This window comes from Marinimicrobium sp. ARAG 43.8 (assembly GCF_050113635.1).
Classification (GTDB): domain Bacteria; phylum Pseudomonadota; class Gammaproteobacteria; order Pseudomonadales; family Cellvibrionaceae; genus Marinimicrobium.
In genome coordinates this window covers 458,820-482,022 of the sequence record NZ_JBNJLT010000001.1, presented here as the reverse complement: position 1 = coordinate 482,022, position 23,203 = coordinate 458,820, and the positions used below count along the sequence as shown (strand labels likewise).

General features: G+C 56.3%; 15 protein-coding genes, 1 tRNA gene and 2 rRNA genes. 12 read left to right on the top strand and 6 right to left on the bottom strand.

Annotated elements, in window-relative coordinates:
* Position 1: 1 nt before the first annotated feature.
* From ACQCLF_RS02010 to ACQCLF_RS01995, 4 genes are all read left to right on the top strand, one after another.
* Positions 2-77: transfer RNA gene (locus ACQCLF_RS02010), tRNA-Ala, on the top strand.
* A gap of 266 nt (positions 78-343) precedes the next feature.
* Positions 344-3,232, top strand: a 23S ribosomal RNA gene (locus ACQCLF_RS02005).
* A gap of 186 nt (positions 3,233-3,418) precedes the next feature.
* Positions 3,419-3,534, top strand: a 5S ribosomal RNA gene (gene rrf / locus ACQCLF_RS02000).
* Positions 3,535-3,649: 115 nt separating this feature from the next.
* Entirely contained in the window at positions 3,650-4,816 is a 1,167-nt protein-coding gene (locus ACQCLF_RS01995; RefSeq protein ID WP_426984618.1) for a glycerol-3-phosphate dehydrogenase/oxidase, read from the top strand.
* A 2-nt stretch (positions 4,817-4,818) separates the two neighbouring features.
* Here ACQCLF_RS01995 and ACQCLF_RS01990 read toward each other — a convergent pair whose 3' ends face one another.
* Positions 4,819-5,724 (bottom strand): DUF2971 domain-containing protein, encoded by a 906-nt coding sequence (locus tag ACQCLF_RS01990; RefSeq protein WP_426984616.1) that lies wholly within the window; start codon positions 5,722-5,724, stop codon positions 4,819-4,821.
* Positions 5,725-5,883: 159 nt separating this feature from the next.
* Here ACQCLF_RS01990 and ACQCLF_RS01985 point away from each other — a divergent pair, with 159 nt between their 5' ends.
* Complete coding sequence (locus ACQCLF_RS01985) at positions 5,884-6,900, top strand: aspartate carbamoyltransferase (RefSeq protein WP_426984615.1); 1,017 nt, start codon at positions 5,884-5,886, stop codon at positions 6,898-6,900.
* A 28-nt stretch (positions 6,901-6,928) separates the two neighbouring features.
* Here ACQCLF_RS01985 and ACQCLF_RS01980 read toward each other — a convergent pair whose 3' ends face one another.
* Positions 6,929-8,212 carry a diguanylate cyclase gene (locus ACQCLF_RS01980; protein ID WP_426984613.1) on the bottom strand — a complete coding sequence of 428 codons (1,284 nt, stop codon included), beginning with the start codon at positions 8,210-8,212 and terminating at the stop codon, positions 6,929-6,931.
* Between the two features lie 288 nt (positions 8,213-8,500).
* Here ACQCLF_RS01980 and ACQCLF_RS01975 point away from each other — a divergent pair, with 288 nt between their 5' ends.
* Genes ACQCLF_RS01975 through ACQCLF_RS01965 form a run of 3 tightly spaced genes read left to right on the top strand, consistent with a single transcriptional unit; the run spans position 8,501 to position 12,096 of the window.
* A complete protein-coding gene (locus ACQCLF_RS01975; protein WP_426984611.1) occupies positions 8,501-9,643 on the top strand; it encodes a 1-acyl-sn-glycerol-3-phosphate acyltransferase in 1,143 nt (380 codons plus the stop codon).
* A gap of 3 nt (positions 9,644-9,646) precedes the next feature.
* A complete protein-coding gene (dinG, locus tag ACQCLF_RS01970; protein ID WP_426984610.1) occupies positions 9,647-11,770 on the top strand; it encodes an ATP-dependent DNA helicase DinG in 2,124 nt (707 codons plus the stop codon).
* Positions 11,767-12,096 (top strand): YqcC family protein, encoded by a 330-nt coding sequence (locus ACQCLF_RS01965; RefSeq protein ID WP_426984608.1) that lies wholly within the window; start codon positions 11,767-11,769, stop codon positions 12,094-12,096. Before dinG ends, ACQCLF_RS01965 begins: the two co-directional genes overlap by 4 nt.
* Here the strand turns inward: ACQCLF_RS01965 and argS are convergent.
* On the bottom strand, positions 12,080-13,819 hold the full coding sequence (gene argS, locus ACQCLF_RS01960) for an arginine--tRNA ligase (protein WP_426984607.1): 1,740 nt from the start codon (positions 13,817-13,819) through the stop codon (positions 12,080-12,082). The two genes, ACQCLF_RS01965 and argS, sit on opposite strands and share 17 nt — an antisense overlap.
* A 107-nt stretch (positions 13,820-13,926) precedes the next feature.
* Here argS and ACQCLF_RS01955 point away from each other — a divergent pair, with 107 nt between their 5' ends.
* From ACQCLF_RS01955 to ACQCLF_RS01945, 3 genes are all read left to right on the top strand, one after another.
* A complete protein-coding gene (locus tag ACQCLF_RS01955) occupies positions 13,927-14,742 on the top strand; it encodes an SDR family oxidoreductase (RefSeq protein ID WP_426984605.1) in 816 nt (271 codons plus the stop codon).
* Between the two features lie 277 nt (positions 14,743-15,019).
* On the top strand, positions 15,020-15,370 hold the full coding sequence (locus ACQCLF_RS01950) for a 4a-hydroxytetrahydrobiopterin dehydratase (protein ID WP_426984604.1): 351 nt from the start codon (positions 15,020-15,022) through the stop codon (positions 15,368-15,370).
* 209 nt (positions 15,371-15,579) lie between these two features.
* On the top strand, positions 15,580-16,473 hold the full coding sequence (locus tag ACQCLF_RS01945; RefSeq protein WP_426984603.1) for a substrate-binding periplasmic protein: 894 nt from the start codon (positions 15,580-15,582) through the stop codon (positions 16,471-16,473).
* A gap of 4 nt (positions 16,474-16,477) precedes the next feature.
* Here the strand turns inward: ACQCLF_RS01945 and ACQCLF_RS01940 are convergent, their stop codons facing one another.
* The gene (locus ACQCLF_RS01940) at positions 16,478-19,048 is read right to left on the bottom strand and encodes a glycoside hydrolase family 9 protein (RefSeq protein ID WP_426984601.1); all 2,571 of its coding nucleotides are present in this window, start codon (positions 19,046-19,048) and stop codon (positions 16,478-16,480) included.
* Positions 19,049-19,229: 181 nt separating this feature from the next.
* The gene (gene can, locus ACQCLF_RS01935; protein ID WP_426984599.1) at positions 19,230-19,859 is read right to left on the bottom strand and encodes a carbonate dehydratase; all 630 of its coding nucleotides are present in this window, start codon (positions 19,857-19,859) and stop codon (positions 19,230-19,232) included.
* 150 nt (positions 19,860-20,009) lie between these two features.
* Between can and sbcB the strand changes: the two genes are divergently transcribed.
* On the top strand, positions 20,010-21,476 hold the full coding sequence (gene sbcB / locus ACQCLF_RS01930) for an exodeoxyribonuclease I (RefSeq protein WP_426984598.1): 1,467 nt from the start codon (positions 20,010-20,012) through the stop codon (positions 21,474-21,476).
* Positions 21,477-21,558: 82 nt separating this feature from the next.
* Here sbcB and ACQCLF_RS01925 read toward each other — a convergent pair whose 3' ends face one another.
* Positions 21,559-22,935: an amidohydrolase family protein gene (locus tag ACQCLF_RS01925; RefSeq protein ID WP_426984596.1), complete on the bottom strand. Its 1,377-nt coding sequence runs from the start codon at positions 22,933-22,935 to the stop codon at positions 21,559-21,561.
* Positions 22,936-23,203: the final 268 nt, after the last annotated feature.

The following is a 23,203-nucleotide window of genomic DNA, read 5'->3' as shown; positions in this document are numbered from 1 at the left end:
TGGGGCTATAGCTCAGCTGGGAGAGCGCCTGCCTTGCACGCAGGAGGTCAGCGGTTCGATCCCGCTTAGCTCCACCACTTTCCATTACTGCTAATTGTGGAAGTCAGTCACTTGGCTTTTTGACCGAGATATCGGTTGAAGAAGTTAACTGACTGGTTTTTGCGCCAGATGCTCTTTAACAAGGTGATAACAGTAAGTTGTACATTGCATATTAATTGTGACGATTGTGTATCTCTACACAAGAGTCCGGCGGTTGCGACGACTGGCATTGAGGCTCGCAGTGTTCTGTGAGGTGTCGATGAAAGCGTTGTGACAAATCGTTGTGTAGTCGTTTGTGTTATATGGTCAAGCGACTAAGCGCACACGGTGGATGCCTAGGCAGTTGGAGGCGATGAAGGACGTAGGAGCCTGCGATAAGCTTCGGGGAGCTGGCAAACACGCTTTGATCCGAAGATTTCCGAATGGGGAAACCCACCCGTCGTAAGTCGGGTATCCCACACTGAATCCATAGGTGTGGGAGGCGAACCCGGGGAACTGAAACATCTAAGTACCCGGAGGAAAAGAAATCAACCGAGATTCCCCCAGTAGCGGCGAGCGAACGGGGATTAGCCCTTAAGCAACTTGTGTTTTAGTGGAAGGTTCTGGAAAGTTCCGCGATACAGGGTGATAGCCCCGTACACGAAAAGGCACTTGTTGTGAAATCGAGTAGGTCGGGACACGTGTTATCTTGACTGAATATGGGGGGACCATCCTCCAAGGCTAAATACTCCCAACTGACCGATAGTGAACCAGTACCGTGAGGGAAAGGCGAAAAGAACCCCTGTGAGGGGAGTGAAATAGATCCTGAAACCGTGTGCGTACAAGCAGTCGGAGCGGACTTGTTCCGTGACGGCGTACCTTTTGTATAATGGGTCAGCGACTTATTGTCTGTGGCAAGGTTAACCGTTTAGGGGAGCCGTAGAGAAATCGAGTCTTAATAGGGCGTCTAGTCGCAGGCAATAGACCCGAAACCCGGCGATCTATCCATGGGCAGGTTGAAGGTGCCGTAACAGGCACTGGAGGACCGAACCGGGATCTGTTGAAAAAGATTCGGATGACCTGTGGATCGGAGTGAAAGGCTAATCAAGCCGGGAGATAGCTGGTTCTCCCTGAAAGCTATTTAGGTAGCGCGTCATGTCTCACCCTCGGGGGTAGAGCACTGTTTGGGCTAGGGGGTCATCCCGACTTACCAACCCCATGCAAACTCCGAATACCGAGGAGTGCAATCATGGCAGACAGACGGCGGGTGCTAACGTCCGTCGTCAAGAGGGCAACAACCCAGACCGCCAGCTAAGGTCCCCAATATCAGTTAAGTGGGAAACGATGTGGGAAGGCACAGACAGCTAGGAGGTTGGCTTAGAAGCAGCCATCCTTTAAAGAAAGCGTAATAGCTCACTAGTCGAGTCGGCCTGCGCGGAAGATGTAACGGGGCTCAAACTGATAACCGAAGCTGCGGATGCAACTTGTTGCATGGTAAGGGAGCGTTCTGTAAGCCTGCGAAGGTGGATCGAGAGGTCTGCTGGAGGTATCAGAAGTGCGAATGCTGACATGAGTAACGATAATGGGAGTGAAAAACTCCCACGCCGGAAGACCAAGGGTTCCTGTCCAACGCTAATCGGGACAGGGTTAGTCGGCCCCTAAGGCGAGGCCGAAAGGCGTAGTCGATGGGAAACAGGTTAACATTCCTGTACTTCTCTTTACTGCGATGGAGGGACGGAGAAGGCTAGGCCAGCGCGGCGTTGGTTGTCCGCGTTTAAGGTAGTAGGCTGAGATCTTAGGTAAATCCGGGGTCTTAAGGCCGAGAACTGATGACGAGCACTCTTTTTAGAGCGCGAAGTGGTTGATGCCCAGCTTCCAAGAAAAGCTTCTAAGCTTCAGGTAAAGAGGAACCGTACTCGAAACCGACACAGGTGGTCAGGTAGAGAATACCAAGGCGCTTGAGAGAACTCGGGTGAAGGAACTAGGCAAAATGGTACCGTAACTTCGGGAGAAGGTACGCTGCTGACGGTGATGGGACTTGCTCCCTAAGCTGTTGGCAGCCGAAGTGACCAGGTGGCTGCGACTGTTTATTAAAAACATAGCACTCTGCAAACACGTAAGTGGACGTATAGGGTGTGACGCCTGCCCGGTGCCGGAAGGTTAAATGATGGGGTTAGCTCACGCGAAGCTCTTGATTGAAGCCCCGGTAAACGGCGGCCGTAACTATAACGGTCCTAAGGTAGCGAAATTCCTTGTCGGGTAAGTTCCGACCTGCACGAATGGCGTAACGATGGCCACGCTGTCTCCACCCGAGACTCAGTGAAATTGAAATCGCTGTTAAGATGCAGTGTACCCGCGGCTAGACGGAAAGACCCCGTGAACCTTTACTATAGCTTTACACTGAACTCTGAGCCTATTTGTGTAGGATAGGTGGGAGGCTTTGAAGCGCTAACGCCAGTTAGCGTGGAGCCAACCTTGAAATACCACCCTGGTATGTTTGGGGTTCTAACGCCGGTCCCTTATCGGGATCGCGGACAGTGTATGGTGGGTAGTTTGACTGGGGCGGTCTCCTCCCAAAGCGTAACGGAGGAGCACGAAGGTTGGCTAATCCTGGTCGGAAATCAGGAGGTTAGTGTAATGGCACAAGCCAGCTTAACTGCGAGACAGACACGTCGAGCAGGTACGAAAGTAGGTCATAGTGATCCGGTGGTTCTGTATGGAAGGGCCATCGCTCAACGGATAAAAGGTACTCCGGGGATAACAGGCTGATACCGCCCAAGAGTTCACATCGACGGCGGTGTTTGGCACCTCGATGTCGGCTCATCACATCCTGGGGCTGAAGCCGGTCCCAAGGGTATGGCTGTTCGCCATTTAAAGTGGTACGCGAGCTGGGTTTAGAACGTCGTGAGACAGTTCGGTCCCTATCTGCCGTGGGCGTTGGAGAATTGAGAAGAGTTGTTCCTAGTACGAGAGGACCGGAATGAACGAACCTCTGGTGTTCGGGTTGTGATGCCAATCGCATTGCCCGGTAGCTACGTTCGGACGGGATAACCGCTGAAAGCATCTAAGCGGGAAGCCTCCTTCAAGATGAGTTCTCCCTGGGATCTTGAATCCCCTAAAGGGCCCTGGAAGACTACCAGGTTGATAGGCTGGGTGTGGAAGCGCTGTGAGGCGTTGAGCTAACCAGTACTAATTGCCCGTGAGGCTTGACCATATAACAGAGACGACTGCACAGCCGGACTCGTAAAGATACACAAAAGACACGATTAAACGCAGTGTACCACTTACTGATTATCACCCCCTTATTTGCACTGAAGCTGAACACACGCTTCCGATTGTCACTTGAGCCAGACGCTCCGGTGAAATCCGCCAGCCACCGGCTGGAGCGCATACCGCTTTGCTTGACGATCATAGCGAGTTGGAACCACCTGATCCCATTCCGAACTCAGAAGTGAAACGACTTAGCGCCGATGGTAGTGTGGGGTCTCCCCATGTGAGAGTAGGTCATCGTCAAGCTTCTAACACCGATACCCCGAGTCAGTCATGCCTCGGGGTATTTTTTTGTTGTGACACTCCGTTCTCTATACCTATACTCTCCGTGATAACCAATTGAAATGACGCGGGAGCCGATATGAATTTCGATGTGGTGGTTGTGGGAGGCGGTATTCAGGGAGTAGGTGTTGCGCAGGCGGCTGCTGCTGCTGGTTATTCGGTGTTATTACTGGAAAAACAATCGCTTGCCGCAGCAACCTCGCAACAGTCCTCCAAGTTGATTCATGGAGGGTTACGTTATCTGGAATCCATGCAGTTTTCTCTGGTTAGAGAAAGCCTGAAGGAGCGGGCTCTGCTCCTGGAGTTGGCCCCGGATCTTGTACATCGTGTCGATATGCATATCCCGGTATACCGCACATCTGTACGCTCATCCCCTAAAATCGGCTTGGGTTTGTGGCTTTACAGGCTTTTAGCCGGTTTTGATGATGACTCAGAATTTACCCGCCTTCATCGCAGTAGCTGGGCTGACTTGGATGGATTGCGAACAGAAGACCTCGTGTCGGTGTATCGCTACAGAGAAGCGCAGACGGATGATCAGGCGTTGACTCAAGCCGTTTGGGCATCCGCTGAATCGCTTGGCGCAGAGTTGCTGATGCCAGCGGAGTTTGTGGGAGCTGAATGCTTTCCCTCAGGCTGCGATATCCGGTATCTCCAGAATGGCGAAGAGCGAACTGTGGAGGCCAGTGTGCTCGTAAACTGCGCAGGCCCCTGGGGTAACTCGATTATAGAGCGTGTAAGTCCCCAGAGCCCAATGCCAAAGGTGGAGCTTGTTCAGGGGGCCCACCTGCTGCTTCCGCAACAAATCCATCACCACTTCTACCTGGAATCTCCGAGCGATCAGCGTGCTATTTTTGCGCTGCCGTGGAAGAATCAGCTGCTTCTAGGTACCACTGAAACCCCTCATCACGGGGACCCGGGAATGCCTCGTTGTTTGCCTGAGGAGCGTGAATATTTATTGGCGACGTTGCAACACTATTTTCCGGAACTCGTGATTGAAGATAGCAGCATCACGGATTTCGCCGGGCTGAGAGTGCTGCCAAAAACGGAAGGTTCGGCCTTTGGCCGCTCCAGGGAAGTTGTACTGCAGGCGGATAATGCCGACCAGTTGCGCTTGCTTTCAGTGATGGGCGGGAAGTTGACTACCTATCGAGCGACCGCTGAGCAAGTGGTCGATAAGCTGAGACCCAGCTTACCTTCCCGACGGCCAGTGGCCAATACTGCCAAGCTGCCGCTAACTCCGGCATAGATTTATTGAGACTTTAGTCGAGTGAATTCAATTTCGTACTTTCCAGGGATAGGCGCTGCCTGAAACAGTTTGGCGTCTGGGTAGTTTTCGGTAAAGAGGTTCACCAGCCGTAGCTTCTCGGCCGCAGGGATAAACGCGCCAAAGTAAGCACTGCTTAAATCACTCTTTTCGAAGGGGCGGTCATCGTACCAGAGCGCATCCTCTGCCTCGCGTGAGCTGGCCTGATCCGTTGCCCTAAAGAAGCATCGCCACTCTTGCTCATCGATGTTCGTGGAGGGCTTGACCAGAAATTTACTGAGAAATTGAGACTGGGCATCCACTTTTTCCTGGTAGAGGATGGCGTTTATTTGCTCTTTAAAAGTCGTGATGTCTGGGCGGTTCGGGCTGTATTGAACCGCGCTGGGTTCCGGTAGTGAAGTATACTCGCCGCAGCGAAATCGCAGTGCGACCCCTCTGTGCTGGTCGGCAAAATGTTGCCAACAAGACAGATTGTTGGGCCGTGCGCTAAAGCTGCATATCCGCAATTCCCGGGTGAATTTACGCCAATCCGACATTATTTCCTCGATGGCCTCAAGGCGTTGGTCAACCATCCGTGATAGAAGCTCTTCCAGGACCTCCTCCGCTTCCTCTGGTGAGGCAAACCGTTCCTCATCGCGCCAGCGTCTGACCACAACAGCCAGGGGGGCGTCGCTACGCGGGGCTTCACGAGAGAAAATCATGCTCGTAGCACTGCGGATGACCCCCTCAAGCAGCCCCTTGGGGTCGAAGCTGAGGCTGGTCAGGTGGGTGGGCTCAAAGGGGTCGGAGAGCAGGTTTGGCGCACTCCAACGCAGGCGCTGGGAGCTGAGTATTTGCTCGGCGGTGTATGTGGAGCAAAACTTCGCCAATGTATCTGGGTAATCGGGCACAATGGTTCCTATTTGACGGCGGTGCGGGTTTTCGTGAAGTATACCCAAAATCCTTTCTTTGTTTATGGCGTTATCGGCGGATTATCCCGTTTTTGAAGTGGTCTTGAAGCGCTATACTGTAGGCCGTTGTGCAACCTATTGCTTGTAAGGACCCCTCCTGTGAATTTTACTGGCTCCCACATTCTTTCTATTCAGCAGTTTGAGCGTCCCGATATTGAGCGAATTTTTGATGTCGCGGACGCCATGGCACCTTACGCGCTCAGGCAGCGAGTGACCCGGGTATTGGAAGGTGCCATCCTCGGCAATATGTTTTTTGAGCCTAGCACGCGCACGAGAATTAGCTTCGGCAGCGCATTTAATCTGCTGGGAGGGGAGGTTCGAGAGACCACGGGAATAGAGAGTTCTGCCTTGGCCAAGGGGGAGTCGCTATACGATACGGCCCGGGTGTTGTCCGGTTTTAGTGATGTTATTTGTATGCGCCATCCACAGTCAGGTTCGGTGGCCGAGTTCGCTGAAGCCAGCCGAGTGCCGGTGCTGAATGGCGGTGATGGGGCTAACGAGCACCCAAGCCAGGCTCTGCTGGATCTTTACACGATTCGCAAGGAAATGGCGTCCCGTGGGCGTGAAATTGATGGACTGCGGATTGCGATGATTGGTGACCTCAAGTATGGCCGAACGGTACACTCTTTATGTAAGTTATTGTGCTTGTTTCGCAATATACAGGTGGTATTGGTATCGCCCAATGAACTGGCCATGCCGGAGAGCATTGTGGAACAGATGCGCCGTGCAGGGCACTCGGTCACTGTTACCGAAGATTTGCCGTCAAGTATATCTCGGGTGGATATTGCCTATTCTACACGCATCCAGGAGGAACGGTTCGATAGTAAAGAGGAGGCGGACCGGTACCGTGGTCGCTTCAGGTTGAATCAGTCGATTTATACGCAATACTGCGAACCGAACACGGTGATTATGCATCCGCTGCCAAGGGACTCTCGCCAGGAGGCCAACGAGTTGGATAATGACCTCAACCAGAACCCGAACCTGGCGATTTTCCGCCAGGCAGACAACGGTGTGGTGGTGCGTATGGCGTTGTTTGCCTTGGTATTGGATGTAGTTGACCAGGTCGATAAACAGGCCCGGGATGTTAACTGGTTCAACTCGCTTAGGCGCCCTTAACAGAGCACCGGGATATGGGCTTGAGAGTTCAGTCCAGTAACCGCTGTACTTGCGCACAAAGTTCCTCTGGGTGAAAGCGCTCACTTACCCAATTTCTCGCGTGACTGCTTTGCGGGAGAAACGGGGTTCCACTCTCCCTTCCCTCGGTCATTAACACCAGAACCGGAATGGCACAGGTCAGGGGGTGCTGGGTTAATGAGTCGCTCAGGGCCCCCCTCTCGCGGTTAACCATATCGTTGTCGAGGATGATGAGATCGGGTAAGACCTCCCGGGCGATGTCGAGACACTCATCTTCTTTGTCGGCGGTGAGGAGGTTGCAGTGATCGCGCAGTGTGGCGCTGATTTCTTGCATCATGTCGCTGCAGCTCGCTCCAATCAGTACCGTCCTATGAGCGGCAAGCTCCTCCACAAGTGCACGGTCTCTCCCAGCGTGCTTGGCTTTATAGAGTGCCCGGTCAGCGCACTTGATGAGCTCTTCGAGATCGTGCCCGAAGGGGTGATTGCAAGTGGCCCCGCCAATACTGACCGTAACTCGAGGCCCGGCACTGGAATATTTGTGTTCCAAGGCCAGCTGGCGCACGGCTTCCAGCGCCTTGCTGGCGACGCTCCGGGTTCCGTTACGGTCAGTTTCCGGCAGTAAAACCACAAACTCCTCGCCGCCGTAGCGACCCAGCAAGTCAGCCGGACGGTGCAAGCAGTTTTGCAGAGTGTCGGTGATGGCTTTAAGGCAGCGGTCTCCCGCAGGGTGACCGTAGTGGTCGTTGTAAGGCTTGAAATGATCAACGTCAATCATCAAGACACTGGTAGGCGTTTGACGACGTTTTGCCAGGCGCCAGTGCTGTTGAGCCTGATCGTTAAAGGTGCGCCGGTTGAGAGCCTGGGTCAAGCTGTCGACCTGGCTTAACGCCTCCAGCTCGGCATTGAGCTGGTTCAACTGGTCGCGCATTTCGGCAATCCGGGCCATGGCCCGGATTTTGGCTTTAATGATCACCGAGCTGACGGGTTTGATTAAGTAGTCGTCTCCGCCCGCCTCAATGCCTTCACGATAGCTTTCGTCTTCGCTCTTACCGGTCACGAAGATGATGGGAATCCAGTGGTCTCCCAGCCACTCCCGAATCAGGCGTGTGGTTTCAAAGCCGTTCAGGCCAGGCATCTCAACGTCCATGATAATCAGTTCGACAGGGGTGCTTTCAAGCAGCTGCAATGCCTCTTCACCGCTGCGTGCCAGCAGCGGGCTGTGACCCGCCTCACGGACATATTGAGCCATAGCGTGGCGCAGAGTGGCGCTATCCTCAACCAGCAGAATTTTCATGGCCGTTATTTGATCCAGTGGTGATTGGCTCCAGAGCCGCCCCGTGTTCCGCGCCGAGCAGCCCATGCTGCGTTATTTCCAATGCGGTAGATGGTGCCGACTACCGCTTTTGATGGCCTCAGGCCTGAGTGTAAGTGTTTCGTTGGATCAGGTCGACAACGCTGGTCGCGAAAATAGACCAATGGCCGCCCTCAAAACTGGCTTTTTCAGTGGCTTTTCGGTATGTTGTGCCACCATTTTCCCCAAAGCTGCCCCGGCCCTTTGCCCGACTTCAATAAATTGTCCGTCATGACCAACTTTGATGATATTCGTCCTTACCACGACAGTGAAGTACGCCCGATACTTGATCGCCTACTGACCGATCAGGAACTGGCCGACGCCGTGGCCCGCCTGAAATTTCCGCGAGCAGCGGGCCCGATGGGCTGGCTTCTGCGTCCACTGGTACAGTTCGCGATGCGCCGACAGATGAGTGGCGTGGAGACCGTGCTGGGGTTTCAGGAAGTGGTGAAAAGCTATATGCAGCGGATGATTGACACCACCACCACCGCCTTGACAGCCTCAGGACTTGAGCACCTGGACCCTGAGGGAGCCTACCTCTTCGTGAGTAATCACAGGGATATTGCCATGGACCCGGCATTCGTTAACTGGACGCTCTACCATGCCGGCTTCAACACATTACGTATCGCCATTGGTGATAACTTGCTCACCAAGCCTTACGTATCGGATCTGATGCGTCTGAACAAGAGCTTTATCGTGAACCGCTCGGCTAAGGCGCCTCGTGAGAAACTCAAGGCCGCCAAGCATCTTTCAGCGTACATTCATCACTCAATTGCCGACGATCACGCCAATGTCTGGATTGCGCAACGGGAAGGGCGGGCCAAAGACGGCCGGGATCTCACCAACTCTGCCGTTGTCGGCATGTTCAGTCTTAGCCGTGCCAAAACCCAACCGTTTTCTGACTATATCCGCGAACTAAAAATCGTGCCGGTGTCTATTTCCTACGAGTGGGACCCGTGCGATGTGGCAAAAGCCCGGGAATTATTCCAGCAGCGCTCCAGCGGCAGTTATCAAAAGTCTGAGCACGAAGATGTGAAAAGCATCGCGCGCGGTATTGCTGGGCAGAAGGGCCATGTGCACGTTGCCTTTGGTGACGTGTTAAAGGGTGAGTACGACGATACTGACCAGGTGGTCGCGGAAATTGATCGCCAAATTGCGCAGAATTACGTGTTACACGCCACCAATTGCCTGGCCTGGGAGCGCCTGAACGGTGATCTCCCCGAGCTGGAGTACAGCTATCCGGCGATTCCTTATAACCCGGATGGGCTCGGAGAGCTGCGCCAGCAGTTCGAGTTGCGTCTGGCGAATATTCCTGCAGATCATCGGGCACTGGTTCTCGATATGTATGCCAACCCTGTGGCCGCCAAACTCTAGATTATGTTGTCTGATGCCGTTAAAAGCGACATCCAGCAGGCCTACAGTCGTTTTTTGGACAGCCGGGGCTTGAAGGCTCGCTATGGCCAAAAGTTGATGATTGCCGAAATCGCCCGCACGCTGGGAGGCATTGAGCTGGACGACGACGGAGAGCGCACCAGCCGAGGTCATGTTTGTGTGGTGGAGGCGGGGACCGGCACGGGAAAAACCGTTGGCTACCTCCTGCCCGCCTTGATTATCGCGAAAGCGCTCGGCAAAAAACTGGTGATCTCGACCGCCACGATTGCTCTTCAGGAGCAGGTGGTGAACAAAGATTTGCCCGACCTCAAACACCATAGCGGTCTTTCCTTCAGTTTTACGCTGGCCAAGGGGCGTGGCCGTTATGTCTGCTTGAGTAAGCTCGATAACCTGTTGGAAGGCGTCGGTGACTTGGATCCCACCCGGCCTCTGTATGAGGATGAGCTTCCGAGTGTGGATGAGCAAGCGGTCAAGCTGTATGGCTCAATGATGGAAGCGCTCGCCGCTAATCGCTGGGACGGTGAGCGGGACAGTTGGCCGGAAGGATTGGCACAAGAGGATTGGCAGAGGGTGACGACGGATCACCGGCAATGTACGGGACGGCGTTGTTCCAATGTCTCGTCCTGCCACTTCTTTCGGGCGCGCGAAGCCCTTCACACCGCTGATTGCATCGTCACCAATCACGACCTGGTGCTCGCCGATCTGGCGTTGGGTGGCGGCGCGATTTTACCGGGGCCAGCGGACAGCATCTATGTCTTCGATGAGGGCCACCAACTGCCCGCCAAAGCACTGAACCACTTTGCCCACCACAGTCGTCTACTGGCGACGGTGCGCTGGTTGGATCAGTGCAATAAAGGGTTAGGTGCAGTACTCGGTGAAATTGGCGAAGCAGGCGATGTGGCCAGATTCGCAGAGCAGGTACCTGCCGCGCTGCTCGACTGCCGACAGAGACTGGAAGAAGTACATCCGTTGCTGAATGAATTGGCTCAGGCGATTTCTCATGATGAGCGCCAGAGCCATTACCGTTTTCCGGGCGGGATGCTGCCAGAAGCACTGCGGCAGACGGCGGAGGAGTTGTACCGCTGTTTTGATCGATTGAGTGCATTGCTGGATAAAATGGTCGAGGAAGTGAACCAGGCAATGGAAGATGCTCATTCTCCCGTGCCCAAAGTGGATCTTGAGCGCCATTATCCCGTATTGGGGACGTGGCAAGCCAGAGCCGAAGCCAACCGAGAGCTTTGGCACAGCTACGCCGTGGCGGACATTGAGGGAGAGGTACCCAAAGCTCGTTGGCTTACACCCGTGGAGGCGGGTATGGGCGTGGATATTGAGGTTTGCTCCAGCCCGATCCTGGCAGCGGACACACTTGCAAAGAGCCTATGGTACCGGTGTTGCGGAGCGGTAGTGACCTCGGCGACCCTGGCGGCACTGGGGCGGTTCGACCGCTTCCGAATGCGCGCTGGCACTCCAAAAGACAGCCAGTACGCCCAAATGCCCAGTCCGTTCGATTTTAGTCAGGCGACGCTGGAAGTGCCGGCTTCCGCCGTGGAAGCGGGCGATGCTCTGCGCCATACGGACGCTTTGGTCAATAACTTGCCTGAGTTGCTGGACCCGTCGGAAGCCAGCCTGGTCCTGTTTTCATCCCGGCGGCAGATGCTGGATGTCCACGAACGTTTGCCAGAGAGCTGGCGCGAGCGCATCCTGATACAGGGTGAGCTGTCAAAACAAGCCATGCTGGACGCGCACCGGGCTCGGGTGGATGATGGGCAGGGCAGTGTCTTGTTCGGTCTGGCAAGCTTCGCTGAAGGCGTTGATCTGCCTGGTGACTATTGCCGCCGTGTCGTGATTGCCAAGCTGCCGTTTGCCGTTCCGGATGATCCCATTGAAGCGGCGTTGGCGGAATGGGTAGAGGCGCGTGGTGGCAATGCGTTTATGGAAATAACGGTGCCCGATGCGTCGTTGAAGTTGATACAGGCCTGTGGTCGCCTGTTGCGCAGCGAGTCTGATCGCGGCAGGATTACCCTGTTGGACCGGCGTATTGTGACCAAGCGATATGGTAAGGCCATCCTCAATTCACTGCCTCCTTTTAGACAGGTGATTGCCTCATGACCGATGTTCACAAGAGCCTGGCCGAAACACTGTTTGATTTGGAACGCGAGCTGCGCGCCATGGAGCTTTGGGATGACAGCCCGCCGCCGGCCGGGGCTTTGCAGAGCACCCAGCCTTTCGCGGTCGACACCCTGGAGTTTTACCAGTGGCTACAGTTTGTTTTTATTCCCCGGCTGTTTGAACGGGTGGAATATCGGGCCCGGTTGCCAGAAAGCTGCGTGGTGGCGCCCATGGCAGAAGAATATTTTCGGCCCCGCCCGCAGAGCGGCGAGGCCGTGGTAGCGCTGCTTGAAACGATTGATGAGCTGATTACATCCGCTCCATAACCTCAATGCCCAACAACTCCAGGCCATGAGCCAATGTGCGCGAGACAAGATCGCACAGACGCAGGCGACTGGCTTTCTGCGCGTCCGGCACACCGCCTTTGAGCACAGGGCAGGCTTCGTAGAAGCGCATATACAGGCTGGCCAGTTCGTATAGGTAGGTGCACAGCAAGTGAGGCATGGCCTCTTTTGCCACTTGCTCCAAAACCTCACCAAATTGCAGCAGCTTGATAGCGAGGGTTCGCTCTTCCGCTGCCTCCGGCAGAATCGGGGCACTCAATAAGGCAGGGTCTTGCCCGGCCTTGCGGAAGATACTGCGCACCCGCGTATAAGCGTATTGGAGGTAGGGTGCTGTGTTGCCGTCGAAGCTGAGCATGGCATCCCAGTTGAACACATAATCGTTGGTACGTGTTTTACTGAGGTCTGCATACTTGATGGAGCCGATACCCACCTTGCGAGCAATGTCCGAAATCGCCTCTTCCCCCAGGTCGGGATTTTTCTCTCTAACCAGTGAACCGGCCCGTTCGACGGCCTCATCAAGCAGCTGCGCCAACTTGACGGTGCCACCGGTGCGGGTTTTGAACGGTTTGCCATCGGCGCCCATCATGGTGCCGAACGCGAGGTGCTCCAGGGTAATGTTGTCTGTTACAAAGCCCGCTTTTCGCGCCACCGTAAATACTTGCTGCATATGCAGAGACTGACGGGCGTCAATAAAGTACATGATGCGGTGCGCACCCAGGGTATTAGCGCGAAAGCGCAACGCGGCCAAGTCGGTGGTCGCGTAAAGGTAGCCGCCGCCTTTTTTCTGGATCAGCACTGGTGAGGGATTGCCGTCTTTATCGGCCATCTCCTGCAAAAAAACGACCTTTGCGCCCTGATCTTCGACGGCCAGCGCCTGAGTTTCCAGCTCTGTGACCAGCGTTGCCAAATCGTCGTTGTAAAAGCTTTCTCCACGCACATCGTCCGGGGTGAGCGTCACATTCAACTTGTCGTAGATTTCCTGGCTGTGCTCCAACGAAACCGCCCTGAACTCTCTCCAGAGCTTAAGCACGTTTGCGTCGCCGGATTGCAGTTTCACAACATAGTCGCGGGCTTTGTCGGCAAAGGACGGGTCTTCATCGAAGTGCCGTTTTGCCTGTTGATAAAAGACCTCAAGGTCGCTCAACGCCATTTCCGCTTCGCGATTTTCCGCCAGCTGCTCCTCCAGTTCGGCGATCAACATACCGAACTGAGTGCCCCAGTCACCCACATGGTTTTGACGGACGACTGTGTGTCCCTGAAAGTTTAAAAGACGAGCGAGTGCGTCACCGATAATCGTGGAACGCAGATGGCCTACATGCATTTCTTTCGCGAGATTGGGCGAAGAATAATCCACGACGACCGTTTGCGGCTGGGCGGCTCGTCCCAGAGCCAGACGGTTATCGTCGGCGGCTTGCGTCAAGCGCTCGCCCAGCCATTCAGGCGATAGGTGAATATTAATGAACCCGGGACCTGCGATTTCCACCCGTTCGGCGATACCGTCCAGTTCCAGGTGGCGGACAATCTCGCCCGCCAACTCTCTCGGGTTAGCCTTCATGGCTTTGGCCGCCCCCATGGCACCGTTGGCCTGATAATCCCCAAAGCCTGATTTCTTGCTCGGGGCCACCAGAGGAGGATGCTGGAAGGGGATGTGGGCAGACAGCATGGCCTGCTGGACCTTATGGTTCAGTAAATCGCGAATAGTCATAATCACTGTGTGTGGTTTGGGCGAACGCGGGATTGTAACCGCCCGGCTCGGCGCGTGTCATCTATTGCTGCTAGTATTTCAGGAATACTTTAAACAGGAAGCATTAGATGACCGATACGCCAGACAAGAGTTCCAGAACCGTGTTGGTGGCCGGCGGCACCAGTGGTATTAACCGGGGTATCGCGGAGGGCTTTGCCCGGGATGGAGATCGAGTCGCTGTCTTCAGCCGCTCCCGTGAGAAGGTGGATGACGCCATAGCGGCGCTTCGTGCGCTGGGAGCGGAAGCGACCGGTTTCGTAGCCGACGTGCGCGAATCGGAAGCAGTGAGTGAAGGCGTGCGAACGCTGTGCGAAAAATGGGGTCCGCTGGATGTTGTTGTCTCCGGCGCGGCAGGCAACTTTCCGGCTCTGGGGGCGGCCATGTCTGCCAATGCGTTCCGATCAGTGGTGGAAATCGACCTGCTGGGCAGTTTTCATGTGCTGCATGCCGTGTACCCTCACTTGCGGCGACCGGGGTGCGTAATTCACATATCGGCACCACAGGCGGTACTGCCAATGGTAGGGCAGTCCCACGTTTGTGCCGCAAAGGCCGGGGTGGATATGCTGACCCGTACATTGGCCCAGGAGTGGGGGCCGGAGGGAATTCGGGTGAACTCGGTGATCCCTGGTCCGGTGGAAAACACGGAAGGCATGGCCCGGCTGGCTCCGGAGGATTCTCAGCGAGAAGCGGTACGGCGGTCGGTGCCATTGCAGCGGCTGGGCCAACCGCAGGATATTTTTCGAGTGTGCCGTTTCCTGGCCTCGCCCGACGCGGCCTTTGTGACGGGGGCCGTCTTGCCGGTGGATGGCGGCTGGTCGCTGTCCGGGGCATCGCGCGTGGGGGATTCGCTGGCCGAGGTGTTGATGGGGCGTCTGCATCGGTGACGTTCGGAGGAGCCTCTGGTGGTGTATACCCTTTGGGGACCCGCCGTAAATACCTCCCTGTAGGCTTCATGTCGGCATCCATGCCTCCAAGAGCCCCCAAAGGGCATACACCACCAGAGGCTTGGGAGCTTACCGTCCAAAAGCATGTGATTTTTCTGCGAGAACTTCTGGGTCAAGTAGAGTCCTGGAAGGGAGGTCGAAGTGAACGTGATCAGGATATCCCAGCCGAAATCATTGTCGATATGATGTGACGTCAATCCAAGAAGGAGGTTTAGTGATGAGTCAATTAGCCCAACAACACTGTGAAGCCTGTCGTGCCGACGCCCCGAAACTGTCGGACAACGACATTCGTGAGCTTCAGCCCGACGTACCCGAGTGGGAGGTGCGGCAATTCGATGGCGAAAAGCGCCTCTCCCGGGTGTTCAAATTCAAAGACTTTGCCGAGGCGCTGGCCTTTACCCAAAGCGTGGGCGACCTCGCTGAAGATGCCAACCACCACCCGGCACTGCTGACCGAGTGGGGCAAAGTTACCGTCGACTGGTGGACCCACAAGATTGGTGGCCTGCATCGCAATGACTTTATTATGGCCGCTAAAACCGATGGTGTTTACGGCACTTATCAGGAGTGACCCGTTCAGGCGTGACCCATGAAAGCGATGCTCGCCCTTGCTCAATGATTAAAAATGCGCCAAAGTGGGATGCTCCGTGTTGATCCCCCTGTGGTGGTAAATCAACAGCGAGGGGGCTTAGGCCAACATAGGCCAAGATAGAGCGTGGGCGGTGAGAATATGGGTGGTGAAAGTAGAGGCGGGAAAGTGCATCGCGTGGGGCAGCCAGTATGTGGCGTTCGTTAGTCGCCGGTTTACTCTGCCTAGTGGCTCCCTGGGTCAGCGGTCAAACGACGTTGCATATGGTGTCTCGCGGAGATCACAACGCGATTTACACCGAAAGCATGATTCGTCTGGCACTTGACAAAGCGGGATTTGATTATCGGCTGGATATCGACTCGGGAGGTCTCAGCTGGGCTCGTCAGGTGCGCGATACTCAGGAGGGCCGCATTGACATTATGTGGTCGGCCACGTCGCGGGAAATCGAGCAACAGTTAATACCCGTTCGCGTGCCCTTATTCAAAGGGCTGGTCGGCCACCGCCTCTTCGTCGTGCACAATGACAACCGCGACTTATTCTCCGGTGTGGTCAGCCTCAATGACTTGAAGCAATTCACCTATGGGCAAGGCGTGGGTTGGCCCGATGCTCAAATTCTCGGTAATAACGGGTTCAAGGTCCGCGAGGAGAGTTTTGATCGCCTGAGAATGATGGTGCAGGGTAAGCGCTTCCAGGTTTTTCCTCGCGGCGTGCACGAGCCCTGGACTGAGCTGGAAAGCTGGCCGGAACTGGAGTTGACGGTTGAGCCGCACATCCTGTTGGTATATCGCATGCCCTTCTATCTGTTTGTGTCGCCCAAGAAGCCTGAATTGGCTGAAGCGTTGCAGAAGGGACTGATGGTGGCGGTGGAGGATGGTAGTTTTGATGAGTTGTTTTACCGTAGCGCCATGATTCAGCGTGTCATCCAACGCGCCAATATCGCCGAGCGACGGGTGTTCTACCTGGACAATCGAGACCTGTCTCCGGAGACGCCTGTGGATGACAGCCGGTTGTGGCTGACACTGGAACAGCTTTGTGCTCCAGACGTTCGTCGGGCGTCCCTGCCCGACAGCAGTCCTTGCCGGTAACCGTTTATTCGTTAAGCAGATCGTTGGCGGCCAGGGCAAGAAACATAAAGTTACTCGCTCCACCACCCAGCACATATTCGGACTGCTGCCACAGGTAGGGAAATTCCTTCAGTTCGGGAAAATCCGGTTGCACCAGAGCCGTGCCGACAATTACGCCACCCGGGATGTAGCTGTAGTCCATGCGATTCTGGCCATAGGCTGCCCGCTTGGATTTTGCGCCCACGCCAGTCGCGTAGGATTGAGCGTTGGCACCGGGGTTCGTACCCAAAACATAATTCAGAATGTTGAGAAGATACTCTTTGCCGAAGGTGTCTGGAAAGGCTTTGTGCAAGAAGTATTGGGACACGCCCTCCTGCTGCAAGCTCCAGCCTCGTCCCCATAGCTGCATTTCAAAATCCAGTCCATAAGGCGTGGACGCCATTTTTTCCTTGAGCGCCCGATCATAGTCAGCCGCGGCCTCTCGGAGGGCGCTGGTTAGCTCGGGAGCGTCAAGATCGTGAATCACCCGGGCGACCGCCCAGCCCACTTGCCGGAAGTGCCGGATAATGTGATCTTGCTGGCCGATCAGGAAGTCCCGGTAAGTGTCGCGACTTGTGGAGCGGAACAGCTCCACCGCGGCGCGAATTTGCTCATTGCGCTCGCCGTCACTGTTGACAGCCCGTTCGACGTTCCACAGTGCCTCGGCCGCCGCCAGTGTGCGGTTGGCTAGATCGTCATTGTAGCCGCGCATGGGACCGACGCTGGCGGCAATATTGGCGATAGCGTCAAACTCGCGCGCCGGGTGCTCTTCAGTGAAGACCCACCGGTCATCCGGTACTCCGGAGTGGGTTGCGGTGCGTTCGTCCGCCGCCAGTGCGGGATCATAGATGAGGTTGTCGGTCTGCCCGGAAAAGTCCCCGCCCATCACGTATTGGGTCAGGGTAGGAACGATAATACCTCGGTACAGTCGGCCCAGGCTTTCGTAGCCGCCGACCACGGTCAACAGACCGTGTTCAATTTGTTGAAGCATATCGGGTTTTCCATCGGGCTCGCGCAGTTCGGTCAAACGCAGTTCCTGATCAATGAGTGTGCTGTCGAGGTCCACACCAAATTCATCATAGGCGGCACTGAGAATAAACACCTCGCCGGACTGGGACTCAATGCGGAAATCGGCATCACCCGCGTCGTACCAGCCGCCCTGGGCCAGCCCTGGAACATGCTCGCCGGAATCGAAATCGGTGAGTGTACTGCTGCCTTGTACATAGCCGTCGAAATGGTTGATATCCGTCGGCGCCATGCGGGCATCGTCCCGATGGCTGTCGTCGTGCCAGAGTTTGTATTTCTCTTTTACCCGCATGTGTCCCATTTGAATGGGCAGGAAGTATTCCAGCGTGGGTTGCCACACGTTGCGGTTGTAAACGTCGGCAGCGATGGGAAAGGGGTGACTTAACGTGTCTCCCATAGCCAACTGGTACATGCCCTCCGCACGGACACCGGAGAAGTCAAACTGATAGTAGCGGTAGCGCAGGAAATCGCCCCACGACTGCGCCTTCTGGCTTAACACCTTCTCCGGCTGGCCCGAGGCGTTCAGGCGAAGCAAGCGAACGGGCTCATTCAAAGGCGCGTTGGGGTCGGTTTCGATAACGGCGACCTTTTTTTGCGCCGGATGGTAGCCCACCATGGAATGCTGGATGACCGGCTCCCGGGTCCACCCTTTCACCACGTTCGGGCTTAGGCGCCAGACCACGGCGTTCTCTGTGGCGCCAGCGGCGATCGGGCTGCGCAGTACGAACCAGCCATTTTGGTGTTGGGCACGGCCGTCCAGTAACTGCAGCTCGCCGTTCAGGCTTTCCACCTGAAGGCGCATGGTGTCAGATTCCGGTGCCATGGTGAATTGTCGCCCGGCGGCCATAGGGACAGGCTGTGCCTTATGCTGCGCCAGCGGCAGCAGCCCGTTGAGGGGGCCATCCGACACCCGCTTGGGGGTGGCGGCTTTGCCGCTGGGCATTTCCACGCCATAGGGCTGGCGGGGGAACAGGCCGGTGGCATTGTCCATCATCCAGGTTTTGCCAAACAGATCGGTAGGGTACAGCTCGATTTGAAAGCCCACGGCGCCGGCCCACTCGGCAGGCAGGGGTTGGTCAAGATTGACGGTAACCAGTAAGTCATGACCGTCAGCTTCAACGCTGACGTCATATTCCAGTTGCAAGTCCGGATAGTGAAGCGGGTTGAAACCCGTGTGGTGCTGGCGCTCATCGGGGTAACGGAGGTGGGTGGTAATTCGTCCCTGAGCCGTATCGACCTCCCGCTCAAGCAGGCGAGACATGGGGGACCATTGCCCCGGTGTCAACTCCAGGCGCACATCGCCATTGGTGACCAGGCGGTTGTCATGACTGACCAGAATCAACCCGCTTTGGTGGCTCTCAGGGTGGTGCTCCTGAAACGCCATGAGGCCAACGCCCTGATTCTGGAAGTAGCCGCGTTCGTTGAGTGTAAAACCGTCTGGCTCCGGCGCGTCGGAGGTGGCTGGGGTTTCGCAGCCGACCAATAGCCCGCTTAGCGACAAGGCAAGACCGAATAACGTATGCCGTTGCATGGTTGTTTCTCCTGATAATGTTATCACTATTGTTGTGTTGGTCTGGGGGAACATAAGGGGCGCTGCCCGCGCCGTCAACTGCCGGAGCGTAAAAAAGAAGTGGTGAGCGTCGGGGGGGAGGGGGTGGACAAACCGGCCCCGGGAACGATGCCCGGGGTCGGCCTGCAGGAAGAGGGGTAACTTAAATAATGTGGTAGCGTTTGTCGACCTGGTCGATGCCGGTCACCGGCGGCATCATGTTGCGGATAATACCGTCTTCAATACTGTAAACCCAGCCGTGGACGGTGAGCTCCTGGCCGCGTTTCCAGGCATTTTGAACGATGTTGGTGTGAGTAACATTGCCCACCTGCTCTATGACGTTCAGCTCACACATTCGATTCAAATGCTCCTTTTTATCCGTGATCGCATCCATTTCCTCTTTGTGCTTGAGGTAGACCTCACGGACATTGCGCACCCAGTAATCCAGCAAGCCAAATTGCTGATTGGCCAAAGCGGCGGCAATACCACCGCAGCCGTAGTGTCCGGTCACCATAATATGTTTGACCTTCAGATACTCAACGGCGAACTGCATAACGGACATGCAGTTCAGGTCGGTCTGAATTACCAGGTTGGCGACGTTGCGATGTACAAACAGTTCGCCCGGCATCAGTCCGACAATCTGGTTGGCCGGAACGCGGCTATCGGCGCAGCCGATCCAAAGGTATTCCGGACTTTGCTGCTTGGACAGCTTGGCGAAAAACTCCGGGTCTTCGGCTTTGATTTGCTCGGCCCATTGGCGGTTATTTTCAAACAGTTGGGTAAGATCGGTCATGAAGCCTCCTGTTAGCTAATCGACGGTGATTATATCAGGGCAGTCAGGAAATGGCGCAGCGCCGAAACGTAAGCAGAAGGCTTCGGAGTGGTCAGCGGCGGAAGGCGGGTGATACAGTGCTCGCTCTAACGGTAAAACGGGAAGCCGGCCATGACCGACCAACGTGGTGTGACTCTGTACTGGCACGATTACGAAACCTGGGGGGAAGTCCCCGCCCGGGATCGACCGAGCCAGTTCGCGGGTGTTCGCACGGACCAGGACCTGAACATCATCGGCGATCCCCTCATGCTTTACTGCAAGCCGGTGGTCGACTGTCTACCTAAGCCGGATGCTTGCCTGGTGACCGGCATTTCCCCCCAGAAGGCGCTGGAGGAGGGCGTCCCGGAGCCCGAGTTTATTGCGGCGGTGGTGGCAGAGCTGGGGCGTCCTGGCACTTGTGGCGTGGGCTATAATTCACTGCGCTTTGATGACGAAGTTACCCGTTACACGTTGTACCGCAACTTCTATGATCCCTATGAACGAGAGTGGCGCAATGGCAACTCCCGTTGGGACTTGATCGATGTGGCACGCATGACCCGAGCGTTGCGCCCGGAGGGGATCGAGTGGCCGGACTATGAAGACGGTCGCCCCTGCTTTAGGTTGGAGAAGCTGACGGAGGCGAACGGGCTGGCGCACACAGCGGCGCATGATGCGCTGTCTGATGTGGAGGCGACGATTGCGCTGGCACGGCTGATTCGCCAGCATCAGCCCCGGTTATACGATTATGCCTTCCGGTTGCGCGACAAGCGGTTTGTGGGGCAGCTTATCGATATCGACAGCCACAAGCCGTTGCTGCACATTTCCGGGATGTATCCAGGTGAGCGGGGCAATGCCGCTCTGGTGCTACCCGTTGGCCTGCACCCCAGCAACAAAAACAGCGTCTTGGTATTCGATTTGTCCGAGTCGCCCGAGGACCTGCTGGTCTCTTCGGCGGAATCCTTGCGTGAGCGGCTGTTTACCCGGTCTGAGGCGTTGCCCGAGGGTGCGCAACGGCCGGCGCTGAAAGAGCTTCATTTGAACAAAACGCCGATGATTGCGCCCGCCAATACCCTGGACGAGCGCACGGCCAAGCGTCTGGGCATTGATAAAAGCCGTGCTGAACGGCACTGGCGACAACTGGCGGACCTGACACTCAGTGAGCAGCAGCAACTGCGGCAAAAGCTGAATGCGTTGTATGAGCAGCCGGGCTTTGAGCCCAGCGAGGACCCGGATCAGCAGCTTTATGATGGCTTTTTCGATGACCACGATCGTCGATTGATGGCCAGCATCCGCCAGATGCCACCCGAGTCTCTGGCGCGGGAAACCTTTGATTTTCACGATGCCCGTCTGCCTGAATTACTGTTTCGCTATTTGGGGCGTCACTGGCCCGAAGCACTGGACTCGGCGCAACAGCAGCGATGGCGGGCGTTTTGTCGTGCGCGCCTGACGGAGCCGACCGCTGGTGCGGGGATTACCTGGCCGGCGTTGCAAGCCCGGCTGGTGCAGTTGCGTGAAGAGGTGACATTATCCGAAGACAAACAGGCGTGCCTCGGCGACCTGGAACAGTACGCCCTTGATCTGCTCGAGCGTTATCAATAGCCGGGCTACACGCTCTTAGCGGGTGCCCGGCCTTTGCTGGCCGGGCATGAGCGTGTCGGCTGCGCAGGGCCGTCAGGGACAATCACCGCCGGTCGGCGATAGCCTGAAGGCGTTTTTGGATCGAACTTTCCGGAAACCACTCGCCGCGCACCATCACCCCGACGCGCTCCTGAACCGCCGAAATATCCTCAAGCGGGTTCTCCTTGAGCAGGATCAGATCGGCGCGATGGCCTGGCGCGACCTGCCCGAAGGTATCGGGGGTCCCGAAGTATTCGGCGGGCTTTCGGGTGCCGGTGGCCAACACCTCGTAGGGCGTCAGTCCCGCGTTGACCATCATGGCCATTTCTCGATGAATGGAGAAACCGGGGACGTTGAAAAATTGCGGGGCGTCCGAGCCAAGTGCGATCGGAGCACCGCCGTCATGCAGTTCACGCAGCAGCAGGTGGCGCAGATCTACCAGGGCTCGTGCCGCTTCGGGCTGGAAATCCTCTCTGGCCTGGAAGTCGTGTTTGGCCTGCACCCAGCCGTCGAGTACTTCCTGCGGCATGTAGCGCATCTCGGGCCACTGGATCATGGCTTCCGGGGCCTCCTCGGACGCCAGGTGCTCCACCAGACTGAGGGTCGGAACGTTCCAGGTGCCTGCTTCGACGGTGCGTTGCACCGCTTCGTCCATGCGGTCCAGGTCCACCAGATCAACAACCCCGCTGCCAAAAAAGCCGCCGCTTCGACCCGCGAGATCGGCCTCTTCGTCCACCAGGAACTCTGTATAGCGGTCAAAATGATCAATGGAGGCCTGGCCGGCTTCCAGCGCCCGTTCCAGCGTCACACCCACAGGAATATGGCCTGCGAACGGAATGTCCTGCCGATTCGCTTCATCCACCATATAGCCGTAATTAATGGGCGAGAGGCTGCCAACTTTGAGTAGATCGAAGCCCAGCTCAGCGTATTGGCGCACGACGTCTCGAGTTTGTGCTTCCGAGCCAGCGTTGTTCTGGCCCAGCCAGGGGCTGGCGGCAAACAGGGTGGGACCGTCTATCTCACCGCTGGCGATTTTGTCCCGCAAGGTCAGGTGGTATTCATCCCCCGCCATGCCACGCACCAGCGTTACTCCATTGGAAATATATAAGAACAGTACGTCCTGGGCGTATTGTGGATGATCCCCACCCGGAACGTGGCCATGCATCTCCGCCAGCCCTGGCATCAGGTAGCGACCTTTGCCATCGATAACTGTCGCGCCGCCCGGCGGGACCACACTGGCAGGGTCAATCGAGACGATACGCCCCTCACGCACCAGTACGGTTTGGTGCTCCAGCACCCGGTTTTCATCCATGGGAATGACGTTGACCCCTACAAACGCATACAGCCCAGGGGTTTTGGGAGCCTCCTCTTCGTTGGTGCAGCCTGCGAGGAAGAGTAGTGGGGTTAGGGCGAGCCAGCAAAGCAAACGTACAGGTGTCATCAGAAACCTCCCGGTGATTAGTATTCCCCGGCGGACGATGTGGGCCGCGTGAATGACCTCGCCCTGAAGAACTGTTGTCCGCGGAGAGCGCCGAAAATACGCCTCAAGGGCAGCTTACCCGGCTCCGGTGAGCAACACAAACCGGCCCGAATGAATCCGTACGGAAACTATGGGATTTCCCGTCAATCGCGGGTACAATATGTGCCGCTTTGGGGTGGCGCCGCGCCGGCGTCCCTCCGGGAGGTACAGTATTTTCAGCGGGAGCACT

Excerpts from the sequence above, each read along its gene's own strand:
- ACQCLF_RS01955 (WP_426984605.1), top strand. The coding sequence starts at position 13,927 with ATGACCGATACGCCAGACAAGAGTTCCAGAACCGTGTTGGTGGCCGGC.
- ACQCLF_RS01975 (WP_426984611.1), top strand. The coding sequence starts at position 8,501 with ATGACCAACTTTGATGATATTCGTCCTTACCACGACAGTGAAGTACGC.
- dinG (WP_426984610.1), top strand. The coding sequence starts at position 9,647 with ATGTTGTCTGATGCCGTTAAAAGCGACATCCAGCAGGCCTACAGTCGT.
- ACQCLF_RS01945 (WP_426984603.1), top strand. The coding sequence starts at position 15,580 with ATGTGGCGTTCGTTAGTCGCCGGTTTACTCTGCCTAGTGGCTCCCTGG.
- ACQCLF_RS01965 (WP_426984608.1), top strand. The coding sequence starts at position 11,767 with ATGACCGATGTTCACAAGAGCCTGGCCGAAACACTGTTTGATTTGGAA.
- ACQCLF_RS01995 (WP_426984618.1), top strand. The coding sequence starts at position 3,650 with ATGAATTTCGATGTGGTGGTTGTGGGAGGCGGTATTCAGGGAGTAGGT.
- can (WP_426984599.1), bottom strand. The coding sequence starts at position 19,859 with ATGACCGATCTTACCCAACTGTTTGAAAATAACCGCCAATGGGCCGAG.
- ACQCLF_RS01925 (WP_426984596.1), bottom strand. The coding sequence starts at position 22,935 with ATGACACCTGTACGTTTGCTTTGCTGGCTCGCCCTAACCCCACTACTC.
- ACQCLF_RS01980 (WP_426984613.1), bottom strand. The coding sequence starts at position 8,212 with ATGAAAATTCTGCTGGTTGAGGATAGCGCCACTCTGCGCCACGCTATG.
- argS (WP_426984607.1), bottom strand. The coding sequence starts at position 13,819 with ATGACTATTCGCGATTTACTGAACCATAAGGTCCAGCAGGCCATGCTG.
- ACQCLF_RS01950 (WP_426984604.1), top strand. The coding sequence starts at position 15,020 with ATGAGTCAATTAGCCCAACAACACTGTGAAGCCTGTCGTGCCGACGCC.
- sbcB (WP_426984598.1), top strand. The coding sequence starts at position 20,010 with ATGACCGACCAACGTGGTGTGACTCTGTACTGGCACGATTACGAAACC.
- ACQCLF_RS01940 (WP_426984601.1), bottom strand. The coding sequence starts at position 19,048 with ATGCAACGGCATACGTTATTCGGTCTTGCCTTGTCGCTAAGCGGGCTA.